Raw genomic sequence first — 20,923 nt, forward strand, 5'->3', positions numbered from 1 at the left:
AGTGCCGACTTCCGGCGCCGAGTAGACACCGGATCAGCCGATCATCGTAGAAATCCCGGTCCGACGAAGACCGCGGGAATGCGTCTTCCGGTGAATGCGTTGACGACGGCCCCGCCGCGATTCCGCGGCGGGGCCGTCCGTTCTGATCAGCCGATTCTCGCCCGGCGGCCGACGCCCGCGGGGGCGCGTGCACCCAGGGTGAGCGCCCTTGTGCACTGCGGGCACCACCGGCAGACTGCGCTTTCCCGGGACAGACCTTGTCGAATGGGTGGCCAGGAGACTGGCTATGGGTGATCATGGGAATCTGACCGAGCACAGCTACGAGGAGGCACGGGTGGCCGAGACTCTGAAAAAGGGCAGCCGGGTAACAGGTGCCGCGCGTGAGAAGCTCGCGGCCGATCTCAAGAAGAAGTACGACTCCGGGGCGAGCATTCGCGCGCTCGCGGAGGAGACGGGTCGCTCCTACGGCTTCGTGCACCGCATGCTCAGCGAGTCCGGGGTGAATCTCCGGGGCCGCGGCGGTGCGACGCGCGGCAAGAGCAAGGTGACTGCCGCAGCGGGTTCCTGACGGTTCATCAGACAAGCCGGTTCCGTGTCGGACGGTCGGGGAGTGCCCCTGGTCCGGTCGCGGACGAGCAGCGATCCGGTGGTGGAGCAGCCGAGCCGGATCGGCCCCCGTGCGGTTGCCGGCGGCGCCCGAGGCGCGGCCGGCACGTGCGGACGGAACGGCGGCCGGGTCTCCCGGGCCGCCGTTCGTCGTTTCCGGTGCGGCCCTGTTCGGTCGCCCCGGCTTTTGTTACTCTCCAGTAGCTCTACTGTCCCCCGCTGGAGGTAACCCCCATGACCGCTCCCGCCGTCGGTACCGACCCCCAGGACTGGGCGCAGGTCGGCGTCCGCCTCGACGTCGAGGGCGAACTGGCGCTGGTCACGCTCTGCAACCCCGCGCGCCGCAACGCGCAGAGCCCGGCGATGTGGCGGGCGCTCGCCTCGGTCGGCCGCACCCTGCCCGGCACCGTCCGCGTGGTGGTGCTCCGCGCCGAGGGCGTCTCCTTCTCGGCCGGCCTCGACCGCCAGATGTTCACCCCGGAGGGCATCCCCGGCGAGCACTCCTTCCTCAAGCTCGCCGCCGGCAGCGACGAGGAGACGAGCGCCGCCATCGCCGAGTACCAGGAGGCCTTCACCTGGTGGCGCCGCCCGGACGTGGTCACCGTCGCCGCCGTCCAGGGCCACGCGGTCGGCGCCGGCTTCCAGCTGGCGCTCGGCTGCGACCTGCGGGTGGTCGCCGAGGACGTCCAGTTCTCCATGAAGGAGACCTCGCTCGGCCTCGTCCCGGACCTCGGCGGCACCAAGCCGCTCACCGACCTCGTCGGGTACGGCCGGGCGCTGGAGATCTGCGCGACCGGCCGCTGGGTCGGCGCCGAGGAGTCCGTGGCGATCGGCCTGGCCAACCTGGCCGTCCCGGCGGAGCAGCTGGAGGGCGCCGCCCGCGACCTGGCCGCCGCGCTGCTCGCCGCGCCGCGCAACGCCGTCATCGAGACCAAGGCCCTGCTGCAGGGCGCCGGCGGCCGCTCGTACGACGAGCAGCGCAGCGCCGAGCGGGCCGCCCAGCACCGCCGGATGCGGGACCTCGCCGGCATCGGCGACTGACCGCAGCCGCCCCGAGGGCCCGGACCGTCGCACCGGCGGTCCGGGCCCTCGGCGTTCCCCGGCCCGGCGTCCGGTGCCCGGGCCGTCCCGTTCCGCTCCCGACGCGCGGCCCGTGCGGCGAAATGTCAGAGTTGGGCTGATTTGCGATATAGCTGGAGACGACACAGGAGACCCCGCCATGCCGCAGACCCCCACCCCCGCCGACCTGCAGAAGGGCCACACCGGGCCCGAGGAGACCACGCTCGCGTCCGAGCGCGGCCGCACCGCGCTCGCCGTCGGCGTGATCGAGAAGATCGCCGGGATGGCCGCCCGGGAGATCTCCGGGATCCACGCCCTCGGCTCCGGCTTCACCCGGACCTTCGGTGCCGTCCGCGACCGCGTCCCGGGCTCGAAGTCCGGCGCGGGCCGCGGCGTCAAGGCCGAGGTCGGCGAGAAGCAGGCCGCCATCGACATCGCCCTGGTCGTCGAGTACGGGGTGGTGATCCCGGTGCTGGCGGCCGAGGTCCGGGCGAACGTCATCGACGCCGTCGAGCGGATGACCGGCCTGGAGGTCGTCGAGGTCAACATCGCCGTCAACGACGTGCACCTGCCGGACGAGCCGGACGAGGAGGAGCCGGAGCCGGTCGGCCGCGTCCAGTAGCACCCGCGGAGCACCACCCCAGCAGCACCCAGCACCGGGCGGCACCGTCTGCCGCCGGACACGAGGAGGAGCGGATGAACCTGGCGCTGGTCGGCCTGGTGGCCGGAATGGCCCTGGGCTTCGCCGGGTACTTCGGCGGTTTCGCCGCCTTCCTGCTGGTCGCCGTCCTCGGGGCGGTCGGCTTCGTCCTCGGGCGGCTGCTGGAGGGCGACATCGACCTCGGCGACCTGGGCGACCTCATCCGCGGCCGGGAGCGCCGGCGGTGACCGCCGCCGCAGTGATCCCCCCGGCCCGCCGCGGACGGCTCAAGGTCGCCGACCGGGTCTACGCCCGGCTCGCCGAACAGGCCGTCCGGCAGGCCCTCGCCGAGATCTGGGCGGCCCGTACGGCCCGCGGCAAACCGCCGCGGGCCACCGTGCTGGTGGTCGGCGGCAAGGCCAGGGTCACCCTCCACCTCGACCTGCCCTACCCGGCCGACCTCGCCGGCCTCTCCCGCCTCTGCCGGGACGCCGCCGCCGGTCGGGTCGCCGAACTCACCGGCACCCCCGTCACCGAGGTCGCGCTGCTGGTCGAGCGCCTCGTCCCGGAGACGACCCGGTGAGCGCACCGCCGACCCCGCCCCGGCCGGAGGAACCCGAACCGGACCGGCCCGCGCCGTACGCCGCCGAGCCGGCCGCGACCGCCCCGGAACAGCTCATCGGCGCCGGTGTCGCGCTGCCCGAACGCATCGGCCTGGAAGCCGAGTTGGCGCATCCCGAGGCCGAACCCGGCGGGGGACCCGAGGAGTGGGGCCCGACCGTCCCGTACGAGCGCCCGCACCGGCCGCGGTCGGCGCGGACGGCCGCCACCGCGCTGGTCGTGACCTGCCTGCTGGTGCTCGGCGGGGCCGCGCTGTACGACGCGATCTCCGAGGGCACCGGACACGCCGCCCGGCAGTGGCGGGCCGACCTCGCGCGGGAGACCGCGACCCGCCACCTCGACGACCCCTGGGTGCTCGGGATCGCCGGCGGCGCCGTGGCGGCCGGTCTGCTGCTCTGCTGGCTGGCCTTCGCCCCCGGGCTGCGCCGCTGGCTCCCGCTGCTCCGGCCGGGCGCCGCGATCGACCGCGCCGGGGTGGCCGCGCTGCTGTCCGCCCGGGCCACCGGGATCGAGGGCGTCGAGCGGTGCACGGTGAAGGCGCGCCGCCACCGGGCCGTCGCCACCGTCACCGGCAGCGCCGAACCGATCGCCGTGGAACGGGAGTTGAACGAGGAGCTGGCCGCGGTGCCGCTGCTCGGCCCGTACCGGCTGGACCTGCGGATCCAGCCCGTCCGCCCGGCCCGGCCGGACGACCGGCGGCACGGCCACCGCCGGCTCGCCCAGGAGGCACCCCGATGAGCATGTCCGCGGTGAACCGGACGATCCTCGCGGTCATCGGGATCGCCCTGCTGCTCGGCGGCCTGCTGGTGCTGGCCGGCGGACTCGACCTGTACGGCAGGCTGAACGCCACGATGCCGGACGGCTGGCCGCTCACCTCGCCGCACCAGCCGGTGCTCGGCGCCGCCACCCGGGCCGACTGGTCCGACCGGGCCTGGTTCTGGCCGGTGGTCATCGCCGTCCCGGCCGTGGTGGTCGTCGGCGCCCTCGGCTGGCTCTACGCCCAACTGCACCGGGCCGGCCCCAGCACCGTCACCGTGCCCGTCCCCGGCGGGGCGGGCGTGGCGCTGCGGATGCGCAAGCGCGCCCTGCAGGACGCGGTGGAGACCGAGGTGATCGACCTGCCGCAGGTCGACAAGGTGACCGTCCGGGCGAGCGGCGCCTCGCACCGGCTGCTGCTGCGGTCCACCGTGCGGCTGGAGCCGGGAGCCGACACCGCCCGCCTGGTGCGGACCCTCGACGACGGACCGTTGGAGAACGCCCGAACGAGCCTCGGACTCGCCGAACTCCCGTGCCACCTCAGGCTCACGGCGTCGGCCCGGCGCCGCAGCGCCGGACCGAAGGCGCGCCGGGTGGTCTGAACACCCTCACCCGCGAGCTGGTGTGAGCGACCGTCAGAGTCCGCGCAGGGCGCCGCCGTCGACCGGCACCATCACACCTGTCAGATAGGAAGCGGCCGGGGAGAGCAGGAAGGCCGCGACCTTGCCGAACTCCTCCGGGGTGCCGTAGCGGCCGAGCGGGATCGCCGCGCTCGCCCGCGCGCGGGCCGCCGACGCGTCGCCGCTCAGGGCGTCCAGCTCGCGCACCCGGTCGGTGTCGATCCGGGCCGGCATCAGGCCGACCACCCGGATGCCGCGCGGGCCGAGCTCGTCGGCCAGCGACTTCGCGGCCATCGCCAGACCGGGCCGGAGCCCGTTGGAGATCCCGAGGCCGGAGATCGGCTCACGGACGGAACCGGACAGCACGAAGCCGATCACGCCGCCCTCCGCCAGCTCCGCCGCGGCCGTCCGGGCGATCCGCAGTGCACCGAGGAAGACCGACTCGAAGGCGCCCCGCCAGGCCTCGTCCTCCGCCCGGAGCACCGGGCCGGCGGTCGGCCCGCCGACGCTGATCAGCACGCCGTCGAAGCGGCCGAAGCGCTCGCGCGCGGCCTCGACCAGCAGGCCCGCGGTGGCGGGATCCCCGTTGTCGGCGACCACGCCGTGCGCGTGCTCCGGCCCGCCCAACTCCTTCACCGCCGCGGCCACCGATTCCTCGTGCCGGCCGCTGACCACCACCCGGGCGCCGTCGGCGACCAGTTCACGCGCGGAGGCCAGGCCCAGGCCGCGGGTGGCACCGGTCAGTACGTACACCTTCTGCTGAAGTCCGAGATCCATGCGCCCATCCTCCCCGGTCCGGGCCCGGGGCGTCGATCGGGTCCCACCCCGCGGCGCCGGGTTGACGCGGGGGGAGAACTTAGGAAAACCTAACCTCGCTCTCACCCTCCCCCACCCCCACGGAGCACCACCATGCCTGAGTCCGACGAGCTCGCCCCGCTGTCCGGGACAGTGGCCCGTTGCCTCCTGGTCTCGATCGGGCTCTGCGTGCTCTGGGCGGGCAGCGCCTGGACGGCCGGCCACGTGCGGACCGACGCCTCGCTGCACACCGTCGCCCTCTTCGTGCACCTGGTGGCGCTGGTCGTCGGCTTCGGCGCCGTGCTCGCCGTGGACTACACGGGCGCCCTGTGGCTGCTCGGCCGCTGCACCCTCGCCCAGGCCGTGGAGTCCACCGGCCCGCTGCACGTACCGGTCTGGGCCGGCCTGGCCGGCCTCACCGCCAGCGGCATCCTGCTGGAGCCGCAGCTCGACTCCCCGCTGACCCGGGTCAAGCTGCTCCTGGTGCTGCTGATCGCGCTGAACGGGGTGCACGCCACGGCCCTGACCAAGCGCCTGGAGGCCGCGGGCCCGGGCCGGCCCGAGCGGCGGCTGCTGGTGCGCGGCGCCCTCTCCGCCCTGGTCTCCCAGCTCGGCTGGTGGGGCGCCCTCGCCATCGGCTTCTGGAACACCCAGCACTGACGCACGAGTGCAGGTGCACCTGCCCGAAGGCAGCTCCCCTGAGCGGCTGCCCCGTCGTCGGAACGTCTACGCGGGGGCGAGCTCCCCGGCCGCGGCCGCCGCGGCGGCCTCCTCGGCGCGTTCCTTGGCCTCGCGGCGGGCCAGGATCACCAGGCCGACCGGGAGCAGGCCGGCGAACAGCCACCACTGCACGGCGTACGCCATGTGCGGGCCGATGTCCGAGTGGTTCGGCTCGGCCAGCAGCACCGGGGAGCTGCCGACGGCCGGGGTGGCGGAGACCAGCTCCAGGTAGCCGCCGAGCACCGTGGCGCCGGTGGCCTTGGCCTGCTGCCCGCTGTTGATCAGCTTGTACTGGCGCTCCGGCAGGCCGCCGCGGTCGCGGATGCCGCTGCTGGCGGTGGTCTCGTCGGCCCGCAGCCGGCCGGTCACGGTCACCGGCCCGGCCGGCGGCGCCGGCACCGCGGGGTAGCTGGCGGCGTCCGTGCCGGAGTCCACCCAGCCCCGGTTGACCAGCACCGAGCCGCGGCCGTCCGCCAGCTTCAGCGGCGTGACGACGAAGTACCCGATGCTGCTGCCGTCCGGTTCGGTGCGCCCGCGGATCACGAACTCGTGCGCGGTGTCGTAGCTGCCGGTGGCCGTCACGGTGCGCCAGGTCAGGTCGCCGGGCACGGCGAAGCCGGGGGAGGACAGCGAGTCGAACGCGACCGGCGCCGCCTTCAGACTGCGGCCGATCAGCTCGTTGCGGGCGACCCGGGCCTCGTGCCGGTGCAGCTGCCAGAACCCCAGACGGATCATCACGGGGATCAGCAGCAGCACGGTCAGCGCGATGACCGCCCAGCGCCGGGACAGCAGAAATCGGTACACACCCGGCACGCTACGCCCTACTGATCCGCGGGCCGGACACCGGGGTGGGGTGCGACCTCGCGCAGCAGCTGGAGGAAGGCGTCCTCGCCCACCACCGGCGTGCCGTGCTCGCGGGCCTTGCGGGCCTTGCCGCTCCAGCTGCCCGGCTCGTTGGTGACGAGCAGGCTGGTGAGCCGGCTCACGGAGGTCGCGATGTGCAGGCCGGCCTCGACCGCGCGGTCCTCCAGCAGTTCCCGCTCGGTGGCGGTGTCGCCGGTGATCGCCACCCGCATGCCCTGGACCAGCGGGGAGCCGTCCTGCCAGCGGCCGGGGTTCGGGTACGGGCAGGCCGGCCGCTTGCGGCTCGGGCGGTAGGACGACGACCAGGACGTGCCGCGGGTCGGCGCGGGGGAGTCCTCGCCGAGGTCGGTGACGGCCACGCAGGCGGTCAGCGGCAGCGGCACCCCGAACTCCCGGGCCAGCTGCAGGCTGGGCCGGAACGCCTCGGCGAGCACCCGGGCGTCGTCCAGCGCGTTGTGCGCCTGCCGCTGCTGCACCCCGAAGTGCGCGACGAGCGAGGACAGCTTGCCGTTGGGCAGCGGCAGACCCAGGTCGCGCGAGAGCACCATGGTGCACAGCCGCTGCTCCACCGGGGCGCGCAGCCCGGCCCGGGCGAACTCGCGGGCGATCATGTTCCAGTCGAAGAGCGCGTTGTGGGCGACCATGATCCGCCCGCGCAGCCGCTCGGCCAGCTCCCCGGCGATCTCGGGGAAGGTCGGCGCGTCGGCCAGCATCTCGGCGGTCAGGCCGTGGATCCACACCGGCCCGGGGTCGCGCTCCGGGTTGACCAGCGTGTACCAGTGCCCCGTCACCTCGCCCTGCGCGTCCAGCTGGTAGACGCCCGCCGAGACGACCCGGTCGGTGCGGCCGAGCCCGGTGGTCTCGACGTCGACGACGGCGAAGCCGGTGTCGGCCTCGGCGGCGGGGCGGGGCGCCGGGAGGGCCGCGGGGGCCGCCAGGCCGTCCCACGGGGGCTGGATCGCATGCATGGTGCACCACTCTAAGGCCGACCGGCGTCGGGGCCGGGCCGATCGGCGGCGGGCGGTGGCCCGGGGCCGCCCGGAATAGAGTGGTCGTCGGAGTGGTCGTACATCCTCGCGACCCTCCCCGGTCGTCAGCACCCCGACGTACCACCCCCCCACCCCGTAAGGAAGCTCCATGCGCGCCACCGTGATCCACGGCCCCAACGACATCCGGATCGAGGAGGTGCCGGACCCGGTCGTGCAGCGGCCGACCGACGCCGTGGTGCGGGTGGTGAACGCCTGCATCTGCGGCAGCGACCTGTGGGCGTACCGGGGTGTGGCGTCCCGGGTGGCCGGCCAGCGGATCGGCCACGAGTTCCTCGGCATCGTCGAGGAGGTCGGCTCCGACGTGACCGGATTCACGCGCGGCGACTTCGTCGTCGCCCCGTTCGTCTGGTCCGACGGCACCTGCGACCACTGCCGCGAGGGCCTGCACACCTCCTGCCCGCAGGGCGGCTTCTGGGGCGAGGTCGGCTCCGACGGCGGCCAGGGCGAGGCCGTCCGCGTCCCGTTCGCCGACGGCACCCTGGTCAAGCTGCCGAAGGAGGCGGCCGGCGAGGAGAAGCTGCTGCCGGGTCTGCTCGCCCTCTCCGACGTGATGAGCACCGGCCACCACGCCGCGGTCGCCGCGAACGTCCGGCCGGGCGCCACCGTCGCCGTGGTCGGCGACGGCGCCGTCGGCCTGTGCGGCGTGCTCGCCGCGCACCGCCTCGGCGCCGGCCGGATCATCGCGCTGGGCCGGCACGAGCAGCGCACCGCGATCGCCCGCAGCTTCGGCGCCACCGACGTCGTCGCCGAGCGCGGCGAGGCCGCGATCGAGGCGGTCAAGGAGCTGACCGGCGGTCAGGGCGCGCACGCGGTGCTGGAGGCCGTCGGCACCGAGGAGTCGATGCGCACCGCGATCTCGATCGCCCGGGACGGCGGCGCGGTCGGCTACGTCGGCGTGCCGCACGGCGGCAGCGCCGGCGTGGACATCGCCCAGATGTTCGGCCGCAACGTGACGCTGGCCGGCGGTGTCGCCCCGGCCCGCGCGTACATCCCCGAGCTGCTGCCGGACGTGCTGTCCGGCGCGATCGACCCCGGCCTGGTCTTCGACCGCACCGTCGGCCTCGACGGGGTGCCGGACGGCTACCGCGCCATGCACGACCGCGAGGCGCTGAAGGTCCGCATCACCTTCTGACGCGCGGTCACACCCTCTGCACCCCCGGGGCGGTGCCGCACGCGCGGCACCGCCCCGGGCGGTTCGCGCGGACGGTTTTCGGCCAGATCGGGGACAGCCCGCGGCCGATCGTGCGCGGACGCTGTCGCGGGCCGCGCGGGTGGATCTAGCATGCAGCCGCACCGTGCCTGTGATGCCCCTCACACCCCAGTGATCCACCCGCGCACCCGCCGACGTCAGGAGACACCGCGTGGACACTCCGCCGGCCGCCGAGGCCGCCGCCGCAGACGTGCAACGGATCGAGGAGGGCGAGGAGTTCCGCGGCCTCAGGTCCGCCTTCCGGAGCTTCGCCTTCCCGGTCACCATCGGCTTCATCCTCTGGTACCTGCTGTACGTGCTGCTGTCGAGCTACGCCCCGGCGTTCATGGCGACCAAGGTCGTCGGCCACGTCAACACCGCCCTGGTGCTCGGCCTGCTGCAGTTCGCCTCCACCTTCGCCATCGCCGCCTGGTACGCCCGCTACGCGGACCGCCGCCTGGACCCGCCCGCCGAGGCGATCCGCGAGAGCCACGCGCCCGCCGCCGTCCACACCCCCCGGGAGGCCGCCGAATGATCCAGCTGGCCAGCGCCGCGAGCGACCACCGCGGCCTCACCATGACCCTGTTCGGCCTGTTCGTTGCCGCCACCCTCGGCATCACGATCTGGGCCGGCCGACAGACCAAGGACGCCGCCGACTTCTACGCCGGCGGCCGCGGCTTCACCGGCTTCCAGAACGGCCTCGCCATCTCCGGCGACTACATGTCCGCCGCGTCCTTCCTCGGCATCGCCGGCGCCATCGCGCTCTTCGGCTACGACGGCTTCCTCTACTCGATCGGCTTCCTGGTGGCCTGGCTGGTCGCCCTGCTGCTGGTCGCCGAACCGCTGCGCAACTCCGGCCGCTACACCATGGCCGACGTGCTGGCCTTCCGGATGCGGCAGCGCCCGGTGCGCACCGCCGCCGGCGTGTCCACCATCGTGGTGTCGATCTTCTACCTGCTGGCCCAGATGGTCGGTGCCGGCTCGCTGGTCGCCCTGCTGCTCGGGGTCAGCGGCGAGGGCGCCAAGCGCTGGACGATCGTCGCGGTCGGCGCCCTGATGGTGATCTACGTCGCGATCGGCGGCATGAAGGGCACCACCTGGGTGCAGATCGTCAAGGCGGTGCTGCTGATCGCCGGCACCGCGCTGATGACCGTCCTGGTGCTCGCCAAGTACCACTTCAACCTCTCCAGCCTGCTCGGCGCGGCCTCCGAGGCCAGCGGCAAGGGCGCCGCCTTCCTCGAACCCGGACTGAAGTACGGCACCACCGGCACCACCAAGCTGGACTTCCTCAGCCTCGGCCTCGCCCTGGTGCTGGGCACCGCCGGCCTGCCGCACATCCTGGTGCGCTTCTACACCGTGCCCACCGCGAAGGCCGCCCGGAAGTCCGTGCTCTGGGCGATCGGCATCATCGGCGGCTTCTACCTGATGACCCTGGCGCTCGGCTTCGGCGCGGCCGCCCTGGTCGGCCCGAAGGCCATCAAGGCGTCCAACGCGGCCGGCAACACCGCGGCCCCGCTGCTCGCCCAGGAACTCGGCGGCGGCGCCGGCTCCACCGGCGGCGCCATCCTGCTGGCGGTGATCTCGGCGGTCGCCTTCGCCACCATCCTCGCCGTGGTCGCCGGACTCACCCTGGCCTCCTCGGCCTCCTTCGCCCACGACCTGTGGGCCAACGTGATCCGCCGCGGCAAGGCCCCGGAGAAGGAGGAGGTCCGCTCGGCGAAGCTGGCCGCGGTGGCGATCGGCGCGATCGCCATCCTGCTGTCGATCTTCGCGGACAAGCTGAACGCCGCCGCCCTGGTCGCCCTGGCCTTCGCGGTCGCGGCCTCCGCCAACCTGCCGACCCTGCTCTACTCGCTCTTCTGGAAGCGGTTCAACACCACCGGCGCCGTCAGCTCGGTCTACGCCGGCCTGATCACCTCGGTCACCCTGGTGATCTTCTCCACGGTGGTCTCCGGCGGCAAGAACTCGCTCTTCCCGCACAGCGACTTCCACTGGTTCCCGTTGGAGAACCCCGGCCTGGTCTCCATCCCGGTCGGCTTCCTGGCCGGCTGGATCGGCACCCTCCTCTCCAAGGAGACCGCCGACCCGGCGAAGTACGCTGAACTGGAGGTCCGCTCGCTCACCGGGCTCGGCGCCCACTGACCGGAGCCCACTGGCCGGACGTACCCCGGACGGGTACCGCCCCGGTCGATAAGCTGGCCCGGCCCGCCCGCAACGGCGGCCGGGCCCGCGGGTTTTGAGCCCACGCACTCAGGAAGGGGGCCGCGATGCTGCTCGACACCTTCGGCCGGCAGGCCGTGGATCTGCGCGTGTCCCTCACCGACCGCTGCAACCTGCGGTGCACCTACTGCATGCCCGAGGAGGGCCTGCAGTGGCTGGCCAAGCCGTCCCTGCTCACCGACGAGGAGATCGTCCGGCTGGTCGGCATCGCGGTGCGCGACCTCGGCGTCCGCGAGGTCCGCTTCACCGGCGGCGAGCCGCTGCTGCGGCCCGGCCTGGTCGGCATCGTCGCCGCCTGCGCCGAACTGGAGCCCCGGCCCGAGCTCTCCCTCACCACCAACGGCATCGGCCTCGCCCGCACCGCAGCCGCGCTCAAGCAGGCCGGACTGGACCGGGTGAACGTCTCGCTCGACACCCTCGACGAGGACACCTTCCACACCCTCACCCGGCGGCGCCGCCACCACGACGTGCTCGACGGCCTGGCCGCCGCCGAGGCCGCCGGGCTCAGCCCGGTCAAGCTCAACGCCGTCCTGATGCGCGGCGTCAACGACCACGAGGCCGCCGACCTGCTCTCCTGGTGCATCGAGCACGGCTACGAACTGCGGTTCATCGAGCAGATGCCGCTCGACGCCCAGCACGGCTGGGACCGCTCGCAGATGGTCACGGCCGAGGAGATCCTCGCCCTGCTGCAGGACCGCTTCGACCTCACCCCGGAGCCGAGTGCGGCCCGCGGCGCGGCACCCGCCGAGCGCTGGTTGGTGGACGGCGGCCCCGCGCGGGTCGGCGTGATCGCCTCGGTGACCCGGCCGTTCTGCCGGGCCTGCGACCGCACCCGGCTCACCGCGGACGGGCAGGTCCGCAACTGCCTGTTCGCCACCGGCGAGACGGATCTGCGGGAGGCGCTGCGGTCGGGCGCCTCGGACGCGGAGATCGGCGAACTCTGGCGGAAGGCCATGTGGGGCAAGAAGGCGGGCGCCGGCATCGACGCCCCGACCTTCCACCAACCCGACCGCCCGATGTCCGCCATCGGCGGCTGAACGGCGCAGCCACCAGGGGCGCGGGGAACTGCGCAATTCGGATGCGGTCGCCGAGACGGATCAGGGGTCGGCCCGTGCTGCAGTGATGCCCGCTCCCGGCCTGCGCAGTTCCCCGCGCCCCTGGTGGTGTCCGCCACAGCCCCGCGCCCCCGGGGCGCTACTCCGTGAAGGGGAGGACTTCCTTCAGGAAGCCTCGGACGCCGAGGAACTGCGAGAGGTGCTCGCGGTGGTCGTCGCAGGCCAGCCAGGTCTTCCGGCGGTCGGGGGTGTGCAGCTTGGGGTTGTTCCAGACCAGCACCCACCGGGCGTCCTCGCGGCAGCCCTTCGCCGAGCAGACCGGCGGGCCGTCGGGGCCGGCGGAGGCGTCCGCGGTGCCGAAGAGGCCGAGCGAGGGGGTGTCCATGGTGGGCCGTCCTGGGGGGAGCTGCCGGAGCTGTCACGGCCAGTCTCGCACCTCGGGAAAGCGCTCCCGCACGCGGGCACGACGACGCCGGGCAGCCACGGGGGGAGCCGCCCGGCGTCGGTCTGTCGCTCCGACGGGGGATGCGGAGCGCGTACGCAGTATGTCACGCCACAACCCCCGTGTGGCTAGGCCTTTCATGATTAATCTGAGCCTCTGTTGAGGGTTCTGCCGGGCGAATGCTGACAGAACCGGACGGATCGGTAGACCCGTCCGTACGCGGCTCAGTCGGCGGCGGGGGAGTCCGTGCCGTCCCGGTCGGCGCGCGGGTCCGCGTCGGTGTCCGGGGCGGGGCGTCCGCCGCCGCCCGTTCCGCCGGGGCCGAGCATCAGCGGGGTCTCCGGCGGCACCGCGAAGGTGCTCGGCAGACCCGGGGCGCGCTCGCGGCCGGCGTTGGCGATCACCACCGCGAAGTACGGCAGCAGCACGCCGCCGGCCAGCGCGATGAACGCCAGGACCCGTTGGACGTCCCAGAGCACGACGGCCAGCAGCACGCAGAGCGTGCGGACCAGCATCGAGATCACGTACCGCCGCTGGCGGCCCCGCACGTCCTCCGTGAGGCCCGTCCGGGCCCCGGTGATCCGGAAGACCTGCCCGTTGCCGGAGTTCTTCGCCATGGTTACCGCCTTCGTCCGTCACCGCGCCCCCGTGGGTCCGGCCCATTCACGGTACGCCGTGCCGGACGTCACAGGGGCTCCGGGGCTCAGGCTTTCCGCAGGTAACCGGGCGGGACGGCGTCGGTCAGCCAGACGCCGTTGGCGCTGACCCGGAAGACGTGGCCGTCGCGGGCCATCGCGGCGGCGTCCACCAGCAGGACGACCGGCCGGCCGTGCCGGGAGCCGACCCGGGTGGCCGTCTCGGTGTCGGCGGAGAGGTGCACGTCCCGGCGGGCCATCGGGCGCAGCCCCTCGTGGAAGATCGCGTCCAGGACCCGCCCGGTGGTGCCGTGGTACAGCACCGCGGGCGGGTCGCTGGGCGGCAGGCCGAGGTCGACGTCGACCGTGTGGCCCTGGCTGGCGCGGATGGAGAGGCCGTCCTCGGAGAAGGCGAACCGGCGCTTGTTGTTCGTCTCCACGACGTGGTCCAGCTCGGCCCGGCTGACCGCCCGGCCGTGCCGGGCCAGCGCCGCGAGCAGGGTGTCCACCCCCACCCAGCCGGCCCCGTCCAGGGTGATGCCGACCGAGCCGGGGTCGTGCCGCAGGATGCGGGACAGCCGCTTGGAGACCCTGACCGTCTGCTTCTCGTCCATCGTTCCGGGAACCTCTCCCCCCGTGCCGGGCTCCGCTAGGAGGCCTGGCTGACCGAACTCATGTTGAAGTCGGCCACCCGGACCGGCGGCATCGCCGCCCGGGTGAACCAGTCGCCCCACTCGCGGGGCAGGCAGCGCTCGGTGCGTCCCACCTCGGTGATCCGTCCGAGGATGTCGACCGGCGACTCGTTGAACCGGAAGTTGTTGACCGCGCCGACCACTTCGCCGTCCTCCACCAGGTACACGCCGTCCCGGGTGAGGCCGGTGAGCAGCAGCGTCGCCGGGTCGACCTCGCGGATGTACCAGAGGCAGGTGAGCAGCAGGCCGCGCTCGGTGCGGGCGATCATCTCCTCCAGGGTGGGCGCGGACGACTGCTCCGCGGTCTCCAGGACGAGGTTGTCCACCGGCGGGTGCAGCGGCAGGCCGGTCAGGCCGGCCGAGTGCCGGGTGGTGAGCAGGTTGGCCAGCTCGCCGTCGCGGATCCAGTCGGTGGCGGTGAGCGGGTGGCCGTTGTCGAAGACCGAGTCGTTGTCGCCCGAGGAGTGGGTGAGGACGAACGGCGCGGCCTCCAGACCCGGCTCGGCCGGGTCGGAGCGCAGGGTCAGCGGCAGCGGGCTGAGCCGCTCGCCGACCCGGGTGCCACCGCCCGCCTTGGAGAAGACGGTGCGGCCCTCGGCGGCGTCCCGTCCGCCGGAGGACCAGCTGAGGTAGACCAGCAGGTCGGCGACGGCGGAGGGCGGCAGCAGCGTCTCGTAGCGGCCGGCCGGCAGGTCGATCCGCTTGCGGCCCCAGCCGAGCCGCCGGGTGAGCCCGGTGTGCAGCTCGGTGACGTCGACGTCGGTGAAGTCGCGGGTGGCCGCGCCCGCCCAGGCGGAGCCGGTGAGGTCGGCGGTCTTGGCGTTCAGCTCGACGGTGCCGGTCGGCTGGTCGTGCCGCAGCCGCAGGCCGGTGGAGGTGCCGAGGTAGCTGCTGGTCACCTCGTGCCGGGCGAAGCCGTACAGCAGCTCGCCGTTCTTGCGGGCCCGGGCGAAGGCCTCGCCGAGGGCCGGGGCGAAGGCCGCGAACACCTCGGCGGAGGTCTCGGCGGGCGGTGCGGTGAAGTCGGCCGAGGCCGGGCGGGACGGGATCAGCGGCTGGGCGTCCTCGGCGGGCCCGGCGTCGCGGGCGGCGGCCTCGGCGGCGCGGACCAGCGACTCGACCTCGTCGAGGGTGACGGCCTCGCGGGAGACCACGCCGGACGCGGTGCCCTCGGCGCCGTCCACGGTGGCGATCACGGTGAGCCGGCGGCCGCGGGTGACGCCGTTGGTGGTGAGGCCGTTGCCGGCCCAGCGGAGGTTGGCGGTGGAGTCCTCGTCGGCGATGACGACGCAGCCGTCCGCGCGGGACAGCTCCAGGGCGCGCTCGACCAGCTCGTGGGGCTTGACGGCGTTCATCAGTGACCGGCCTCCTGCTGGGTGTTGAGCACGTTGACGTTGCGGAACAGCGCGGACGGACAGCCGTGGCTGACCGCCGCGACCTGGCCCGGCTGGGCCTTGCCGCAGTTGAAGGCGCCGCCGAGCACGTACGTCTGCGGGCCGCCGACGGCGCTCATCGAGCCCCAGAAGTCGGTGGTGGTCGCCTGGTAGGCGAAGTCCTTGACCTGCCCGGCGAGGCGGCCGTTCTTGATCGCGTAGGCGCGCTGGCCGGTGAACTGGAAGTTGTAGCGCTGCATGTCGATCGACCAGGAGCGGTCGCCGACGATGTACAGCCCGTTCTCCACCTGGGAGACCAGCCCGTCCGTGGCGGGGCCGCCGGCGGCGGGCTGCAGCGAGACGTTCGCCATCCGCTGCACCGGGACGTGCGCGGGGGAGTCGGCGAAGGCGCAGCCGTTGGAACGGCCGAGGCCCTTGAGCCGGGCCATCGCCCGGTCCAGCTGGTAGCCGACCAGGACGCCGTCCTTGACGAGGTCCCAGGACTGCGTGGCGACGCCCTCGTCGTCGTAGCCGGTGGTGGCGAGGCCGTGTTCGGCGGTGCGGTCGCCGGTGACGTGCATCAGCTCGGAGCCGTACTTCAGGGTGCCGAGCTTGTCGAAGGTGGCGAAGGAGGTGCCCGCGTACGCGGCCTCGTAGCCGAGGGCGCGGTCCAGCTCGGTGGCGTGGCCGATCGACTCGTGGATGGTCAGCCACAGGTTGGACGGGTCGATCACCAGGTCGTAGCGGCCGGCCTCGACGCTCGGCGCCTTCATCTTCTCGGCCAGCAGACCGGGCAGCTCGGCGAGTTCGGCGTCCCAGTCCCAGCCGGTGCCGCGCAGGTACTCGAAGCCGCGGCCGGCCGGCGGGGCGAGGGTGCGCATCGAGTCGAAGGCGCCGGTGCGCTCGTCGACCGAGGTGGCCTCCAGCGAGGGGTGCAGCCGGATCCGCTGCTGGGTGGTGACGGTGCCCGCGGTGTCCGCGTAGAACTTGTTCTCCTGCACCGTCAGCAGGGCCGCGGACACGTGCGACACGCCCTCGGCGGCCAGCAGTCGGTTGCTCCACTCGGCGAGCAGGGCGGTCTTCTCCGCGTCCGGCACCTCGAAGGGGTTGACGTCGTAGGCGGAGACCCAGACCGCATCGGCGTGCACCGGCTCGTCGGCGAGCTCCACCGCCTCCTCGGAGCCGGCGGCACGGCTGATCCCGCCGGAGAGCCGGGCCACCGCCACCGCCTGCTCGGCGACCCGGGCCGCCGCGTCGGTGGTGAGGTCGACCCCGGCGGCGAAGCCCCAGGCCCCGTCGAGCAGGACGCGGACGGCGAAGCCGAGCTGCACCGAGTCCGAGGTGCCCGAGGGGCGGGCGTCACGCAGCCGCCAGGAGGCGCTGCGGACCCGCTCCAGGCGGAAGTCGGCGTGGCCGGCGCCGAGTTCGCGGGCCCGGCTGAGGGCGGCGTCGGCGAGGGCGTGCAAGGGGTAGCCGAGGAACAGCGGGTCGACGGTGCGGCTTGTGGGCGGCATCGGGCTCCCTGGGTCGGACGGTCGGGGGCGGCGGGCGCCCCCGGGCAGGGGAACCCGCATCGCATCATGGACCGCCGAACACACCCGGGGCCAGCGAATTCACCCGAAACCGCGCGCGTCGCCCGCCGCACCACCCGTACCGACGGACCGTCAGGCGACCGTCTCCCACCAGCCGTCCAGCTCCTGCGGCTGGTCGACGTCGACCCGCTCGCCGGGCCGCGGCACGACCAGCGGCACGGCCTGCGCCTTGGCCTCCACCAGCAGCCGCTCGATCGGCTCCGCCCACGGGTGCAGACCCAGGTTGAAGGTGCACCAGTGCACCGGCACCAGCAGCCCGGCCTTCAGCTCCCGGTGGGCGCGGACGGCGTCCTCCGGCGTCATGTGGATGTCGGCCCACGCCTCGTCGTACGCGCCGATCTGCACCAGCGCCGCGTCGAACGGGCCGTGCTGCTCGCCGATCCGCGCGTAGCCCTCGAAGTAGCCGGAGTCGCCGGTGTAGTACACCTTGCGGTTCGGCCCGGCGATCACCCAGGAGCCCCACAGCGTGGTGTTGCGGGTGGTGCCGCGGCCGGAGAAGTGGTGCGCCGAGGTCAGGGTGAGGGTGAGCGAGCCCAGGGTGCAGGTCTCGTCCCAGTCGAGCTCGATGATCCGGTGCTCCGGCACGCCCCAGCGGCGCAGGTGGCTGCCGATGCCCAGCGGCACCAGGAACGGCGCCGACTGCAGGGTGACCAGCCGCTTCACGGTCGCCATGTCGAGGTGGTCGTAGTGGTCGTGCGAGATCAGCACCGCGTCCACCGGCGGCAGCTCGGAGAGCGCGGCCGGCACGGGGTGCAGCCGCTTCGGGCCGACGTGCGCGGACGGGGAGCAGCGGTCGCTCCAGATCGGGTCGAGCAGCACCCGGCTGCCCTCGATCTCCACCAGCACGGAGGCGTGCCCGTACCAGACCACCTCCACCCCCTCGGCGGGCCGCTCGCCGTGCTGCGGGCGCACCGTCGGCACCGGCAGTGCGGGGGTGCGGCCCTCGCGGTCGAACAGCATCCGGCGGACCGTCTCGGCACCGGGCGTGGACGCGCGTGCCAGCTCCGAGGGGGCGTTGTGGAACACGCCGTCCCGGTACTGCGGGGAGCGGCGGATCCGCTCCTCGCGCTCGCCGTCCGGCCGTCCGCCGAACGCCGCCGGCAGGTCGCGCAGCGCCCACGCCGCGCCGCCCGCCGCGGCGGCCAGCGCGGTCAGGGCCAGCAGGCGGCCGCGCCGCCCGGTCGAACCGGTGGGCCGTACCTCGGTCATTCGTGCTCCCGCTCTCTCGTCACCGACCGTGTGCCGGGCCTCGCTGATGGTGCGGCCCGCGACCGGGACGCCCAGAGGGCAACGGGTACGGCCCGCCCGGTTGTTCCCGTCCAAGTCGGACGCGTTGTCGGGATGCGACAGTTCCCGCCGGACGGACCTGTGGGAGGTCGATTCGCCGCAGGATCACCGGGACCGATAGCGTCACAGTGCGTACGCGTCACGGCGTACCGCTGCGGCCCGGCGGCCAACCGGCCGCCGCTCGACGGGCCGCCGCCAACTACGGAGAGAGGTGGATCGTTGAGCCGCTCGGTTCTCGTCACCGGAGGCAACCGGGGCATCGGCCTCGCGATCGCCAAGGCCTTCGCCGAAGCCGGCGACAAGGTCGCCATCACCAGCCGCTCGGGCGAGGTCCCGGCCGAGCTGGCCGCGCACGAGGTCCTCGCCGTCAAGTGCGACATCACCGACGCGGCCCAGGTCGACGCGGCCTTCGCCGAGATCGAGGAGAAGCAGGGCGCCGTCGAGGTGCTGGTGGCCAACGCCGGCATCACCAAGGACACCCTGCTGCTGCGCATGTCCGAGGACGACTTCAGCTCCGTCATCGAGACCAACCTCACCGGCACCTTCCGGGTGGTCAAGCGCGCCGCGACCAAGATGCTCCGCGCCCGCAAGGGCCGCGTGGTGCTGATCTCGTCCGTGGTGGGCCTGCTCGGCTCGCCCGGCCAGGCCAACTACGCCGCCTCCAAGGCCGGCCTGGTGGGCTTCGCGCGCTCCCTCGCCCGCGAGCTCGGCTCCCGCAACATCACGATCAACGTGGTCGCGCCCGGCTTCGTCGACACCGACATGACCGCCGTGCTCAGCGAGGACCGCCGCAAGGAGATCGTCGCCGGCGTGCCGCTCGGCCGTTACGCCGCGCCCGCCGAGGTCGCCGCCGCGGTCCGCTTCCTCTCCTCCGACGAGGCCGCATACATCACCGGAGCCGTCATTCCCGTCGACGGCGGATTGGGCATGGGTCACTGAACCATGAGTGGAATCCTTGAGGGCAAGCGCATCCTGATCACCGGTGTGCTGATGGAGTCGTCCATCGCCTTCCACACCGCGAAGCTGGCCCAGGAGCAGGGCGCGGAGATCATCCTCACCGCCTTCCCCCGGCCGAGCCTCACCGAGCGCATCGCCAAGAAGCTGCCGAAGCCGGTGAAGGTCCTGGAGCTGGACGTCTCCAGCGAGGAGCAGCTGGCCGGCATCGCCGACCAGGTCCGCGAGCACCTGCCGACCCTCGACGGCATCGTCCACTCGATCGGCTTCGCCCCGCAGGACGCGCTCGGCGGCAACTTCCTCAACACCCCGTGGGAGTCCGTCGCCACCGCCATGCAGGTCTCCGCCTTCTCGCTGAAGTCGCTGACCATGGCGCTGCTGCCGCTCATGCAGGACGGCGGCTCGGTGGTCGGCCTGACCTTCGACGCGCAGTTCGCCTGGCCGAAGTACGACTGGATGGGCCCGGCCAAGGCCGCGCTGGAGGCGACCAACCGGTACCTCGCCCGCGACCTCGGCGAGCGCAACATCCGCTGCAACCTGATCTCGGCGGGCCCGATCGGCTCGATGGCCGCCAAGTCCATCCCGGGCTTCGGCGAGCTGGCCGACACCTGGAACCAGCGCTCGCCGCTCAAGTGGGACCTCTCGGACCCGGAGCCGGCCGGCCGCGGCGTCGTCGCCCTGCTCTCCGACTGGTTCCCGAAGACCACCGGCGAGATCGTCCACGTCGACGGCGGCCTGCACGCCATCGGCGCCTGACGCCCGGCGCACCCGGTGCGCCACTGAGGGGCGCGGGGCTCACCTGCGCGAAGGGTGAACCATAGGGGCGCGTGGGGGCACCTCCCGGCCGGAGGCCGGGGGAGAACCGCGCGCATCGGAAGACGGCCGAGCTCGGCCTCTCCCGTCCCGCGCAGTTCCCCGCGCCCCTTTTGGGTTTGCCCGAACGGACAGGGCCCGCCGCTCCCGAGTTGCGCAGTCCGCCGCGCCCCTGGAGTCGCTGCCCCTAGTCGCTCTGGGCGGCCTCGCTGCCGCAGGTGCCGATGGCGCGGCCGGCCTCGGCGGAGGCCCGCTGGGCGTCGCCGCCGCGGATGGCGTCGAGGATGCCGTCGTGGCCGACGTACCGTTCGGCGATCAGCTCGGGGCCGACGTCGTGCCGCAGGTGCGCCCGCATGACCTCCCCGAGGTCCGCGTAGACCGCGGCGAGCACCTCGTTGTGGGCGGCCGCGACCACCGCGGAGTGGAAGGCCGCGTCGGCCTGCACGAAGTCCTCCGGGTCGCCGGAGTGCCAGGCCCGCTCGCGGCGGTCGAGCGCCGAGCCGAGCAGTTCGAGGTCCCGGTCGGTGCGCCGGGAGGCGGCCAGCCCGGCGGCGGACATCTCCAGGGTGGCGCGCAGTTCCGCGACCTGGGACTGGTCGGCGCCCGCGAAGCGGCGGTGCATGACGCCGGCGAGTTCGCTGGTGGCCAGCACGTACGTCCCCGAGCCCTGCCGGATGTCGAGCAGGCCGTTGTGGGCGAGCGCCTTCACCGCCTCGCGGACGGTGTTGCGGGCGACGCCGAGCTGCTCGACGAGGGCGGCCTCGGTGGGGATGCGGGAGCCGACCGGCCATTCGCCCGAGGTGATCTGGGCCCGCAGCTGCGCGATGACCTGATCGGACAGCGGGGTTCGGCGGGTGCTGGACAGCGCCATGGCTCGGACTCCTCCTCTTCCTCGCTCCCCCGGGGGAGGAGCCTCAGACCTTAGCCGTTTCGGGACGTTC

At 73.7% G+C, this 20,923-nt stretch carries 24 protein-coding genes; 14 read left to right on the plus strand and 10 right to left on the minus strand.

What is annotated here, in order from left to right; all coding sequences use genetic code 11:
- Positions 1-334: 334 nt before the first annotated feature.
- The 7 genes from AB0442_RS26730 (at position 335) to AB0442_RS26760 (ending at position 4,284) form a co-directional block, all read left to right on the plus strand.
- Positions 335-568: a helix-turn-helix domain-containing protein gene (locus tag AB0442_RS26730; RefSeq protein WP_030266747.1), complete on the plus strand. Its 234-nt coding sequence runs from the start codon at positions 335-337 to the stop codon at positions 566-568.
- A gap of 272 nt (positions 569-840) precedes the next feature.
- Complete coding sequence (locus AB0442_RS26735) at positions 841-1,647, plus strand: enoyl-CoA hydratase/isomerase family protein (protein WP_344621927.1); 807 nt, start codon at positions 841-843, stop codon at positions 1,645-1,647.
- 178 nt (positions 1,648-1,825) lie between these two features.
- Complete coding sequence (locus AB0442_RS26740) at positions 1,826-2,287, plus strand: Asp23/Gls24 family envelope stress response protein (RefSeq protein ID WP_363547394.1); 462 nt, start codon at positions 1,826-1,828, stop codon at positions 2,285-2,287.
- A 74-nt stretch (positions 2,288-2,361) separates the two neighbouring features.
- The gene (locus tag AB0442_RS26745) at positions 2,362-2,553 is read left to right on the plus strand and encodes a hypothetical protein (protein ID WP_030266756.1); all 192 of its coding nucleotides are present in this window, start codon (positions 2,362-2,364) and stop codon (positions 2,551-2,553) included.
- A complete protein-coding gene (locus AB0442_RS26750; RefSeq protein WP_366165907.1) occupies positions 2,550-2,888 on the plus strand; it encodes a hypothetical protein in 339 nt (112 codons plus the stop codon). Before AB0442_RS26745 ends, AB0442_RS26750 begins: the two co-directional genes overlap by 4 nt.
- Positions 2,885-3,664 (plus strand): DUF6286 domain-containing protein, encoded by a 780-nt coding sequence (locus tag AB0442_RS26755; protein WP_366165909.1) that lies wholly within the window; start codon positions 2,885-2,887, stop codon positions 3,662-3,664. Before AB0442_RS26750 ends, AB0442_RS26755 begins: the two co-directional genes overlap by 4 nt.
- A complete protein-coding gene (locus AB0442_RS26760) occupies positions 3,661-4,284 on the plus strand; it encodes an alkaline shock response membrane anchor protein AmaP (RefSeq protein ID WP_366165911.1) in 624 nt (207 codons plus the stop codon). The genes AB0442_RS26755 and AB0442_RS26760 overlap by 4 nt, the downstream gene beginning before the upstream one ends.
- A 33-nt stretch (positions 4,285-4,317) precedes the next feature.
- Here AB0442_RS26760 and AB0442_RS26765 read toward each other — a convergent pair whose 3' ends face one another.
- Positions 4,318-5,079 (minus strand): SDR family oxidoreductase, encoded by a 762-nt coding sequence (locus AB0442_RS26765; protein WP_344621922.1) that lies wholly within the window; start codon positions 5,077-5,079, stop codon positions 4,318-4,320.
- 132 nt (positions 5,080-5,211) lie between these two features.
- Between AB0442_RS26765 and AB0442_RS26770 the strand changes: the two genes are divergently transcribed.
- Entirely contained in the window at positions 5,212-5,757 is a 546-nt protein-coding gene (locus AB0442_RS26770) for a hypothetical protein (protein ID WP_366165913.1), read from the plus strand.
- A gap of 66 nt (positions 5,758-5,823) precedes the next feature.
- Here the strand turns inward: AB0442_RS26770 and AB0442_RS26775 are convergent, their stop codons facing one another.
- Positions 5,824-6,621 carry an SURF1 family protein gene (locus AB0442_RS26775; RefSeq protein WP_366165914.1) on the minus strand — a complete coding sequence of 266 codons (798 nt, stop codon included), beginning with the start codon at positions 6,619-6,621 and terminating at the stop codon, positions 5,824-5,826.
- A 17-nt stretch (positions 6,622-6,638) separates the two neighbouring features.
- Complete coding sequence (locus AB0442_RS26780; RefSeq protein WP_366165915.1) at positions 6,639-7,649, minus strand: DEDDh family exonuclease; 1,011 nt, start codon at positions 7,647-7,649, stop codon at positions 6,639-6,641.
- A 169-nt stretch (positions 7,650-7,818) separates the two neighbouring features.
- On the opposite strand from AB0442_RS26780, the gene AB0442_RS26785 reads away from it, so the two are divergent.
- The 4 genes from AB0442_RS26785 (at position 7,819) to moaA (ending at position 12,176) form a co-directional block, all read left to right on the plus strand.
- The gene (locus AB0442_RS26785; protein WP_344621918.1) at positions 7,819-8,862 is read left to right on the plus strand and encodes a zinc-dependent alcohol dehydrogenase family protein; all 1,044 of its coding nucleotides are present in this window, start codon (positions 7,819-7,821) and stop codon (positions 8,860-8,862) included.
- Between the two features lie 229 nt (positions 8,863-9,091).
- Positions 9,092-9,454: a DUF485 domain-containing protein gene (locus tag AB0442_RS26790; protein ID WP_363547370.1), complete on the plus strand. Its 363-nt coding sequence runs from the start codon at positions 9,092-9,094 to the stop codon at positions 9,452-9,454.
- Positions 9,451-11,061 (plus strand): cation acetate symporter, encoded by a 1,611-nt coding sequence (locus AB0442_RS26795; RefSeq protein WP_366165918.1) that lies wholly within the window; start codon positions 9,451-9,453, stop codon positions 11,059-11,061. The genes AB0442_RS26790 and AB0442_RS26795 overlap by 4 nt, the downstream gene beginning before the upstream one ends.
- 125 nt (positions 11,062-11,186) lie before the next feature.
- Positions 11,187-12,176 (plus strand): GTP 3',8-cyclase MoaA, encoded by a 990-nt coding sequence (gene moaA, locus AB0442_RS26800; protein WP_363547364.1) that lies wholly within the window; start codon positions 11,187-11,189, stop codon positions 12,174-12,176.
- A 157-nt stretch (positions 12,177-12,333) separates the two neighbouring features.
- Here the strand turns inward: moaA and AB0442_RS26805 are convergent, their stop codons facing one another.
- The 6 genes from AB0442_RS26805 to AB0442_RS26830 all read right to left on the minus strand — a co-directional run bounded on the left by AB0442_RS26805 (position 12,334) and on the right by AB0442_RS26830 (position 18,137).
- Positions 12,334-12,579, minus strand: coding sequence for a hypothetical protein (locus AB0442_RS26805; RefSeq protein ID WP_366165920.1), 246 nt, complete (start codon positions 12,577-12,579; stop codon positions 12,334-12,336).
- Between the two features lie 281 nt (positions 12,580-12,860).
- Complete coding sequence (locus AB0442_RS26810; protein WP_366165922.1) at positions 12,861-13,253, minus strand: DUF3099 domain-containing protein; 393 nt, start codon at positions 13,251-13,253, stop codon at positions 12,861-12,863.
- A gap of 86 nt (positions 13,254-13,339) precedes the next feature.
- Complete coding sequence (locus tag AB0442_RS26815) at positions 13,340-13,885, minus strand: RNA 2'-phosphotransferase (RefSeq protein ID WP_366165924.1); 546 nt, start codon at positions 13,883-13,885, stop codon at positions 13,340-13,342.
- Between the two features lie 35 nt (positions 13,886-13,920).
- A complete protein-coding gene (locus tag AB0442_RS26820) occupies positions 13,921-15,318 on the minus strand; it encodes a metallopeptidase TldD-related protein (RefSeq protein WP_363547354.1) in 1,398 nt (465 codons plus the stop codon).
- Positions 15,318-16,850 (minus strand): TldD/PmbA family protein, encoded by a 1,533-nt coding sequence (locus AB0442_RS26825; RefSeq protein ID WP_366165925.1) that lies wholly within the window; start codon positions 16,848-16,850, stop codon positions 15,318-15,320. Before AB0442_RS26825 ends, AB0442_RS26820 begins: the two co-directional genes overlap by 1 nt.
- Positions 16,851-17,000: 150 nt before the next feature.
- Positions 17,001-18,137 (minus strand): MBL fold metallo-hydrolase, encoded by a 1,137-nt coding sequence (locus AB0442_RS26830; RefSeq protein WP_363547350.1) that lies wholly within the window; start codon positions 18,135-18,137, stop codon positions 17,001-17,003.
- Between the two features lie 297 nt (positions 18,138-18,434).
- Here AB0442_RS26830 and fabG point away from each other — a divergent pair, with 297 nt between their 5' ends.
- Positions 18,435-19,154 carry a 3-oxoacyl-[acyl-carrier-protein] reductase gene (gene fabG / locus AB0442_RS26835; RefSeq protein ID WP_344621908.1) on the plus strand — a complete coding sequence of 240 codons (720 nt, stop codon included), beginning with the start codon at positions 18,435-18,437 and terminating at the stop codon, positions 19,152-19,154.
- Between the two features lie 3 nt (positions 19,155-19,157).
- Positions 19,158-19,925 carry an enoyl-ACP reductase FabI gene (fabI, locus tag AB0442_RS26840; protein WP_363547347.1) on the plus strand — a complete coding sequence of 256 codons (768 nt, stop codon included), beginning with the start codon at positions 19,158-19,160 and terminating at the stop codon, positions 19,923-19,925.
- Positions 19,926-20,169: 244 nt separating this feature from the next.
- Here the strand turns inward: fabI and AB0442_RS26845 are convergent, their stop codons facing one another.
- Positions 20,170-20,853, minus strand: a complete 684-nt coding sequence (locus tag AB0442_RS26845; RefSeq protein ID WP_366165927.1) for a FadR/GntR family transcriptional regulator — start codon at positions 20,851-20,853, stop codon at positions 20,170-20,172.
- Between the last annotated feature and the right edge of the window lie 70 nt (positions 20,854-20,923).

This window comes from Kitasatospora sp. NPDC085895, assembly GCF_040702125.1.
Lineage (GTDB): Bacteria > Actinomycetota > Actinomycetes > Streptomycetales > Streptomycetaceae > Kitasatospora > Kitasatospora arboriphila.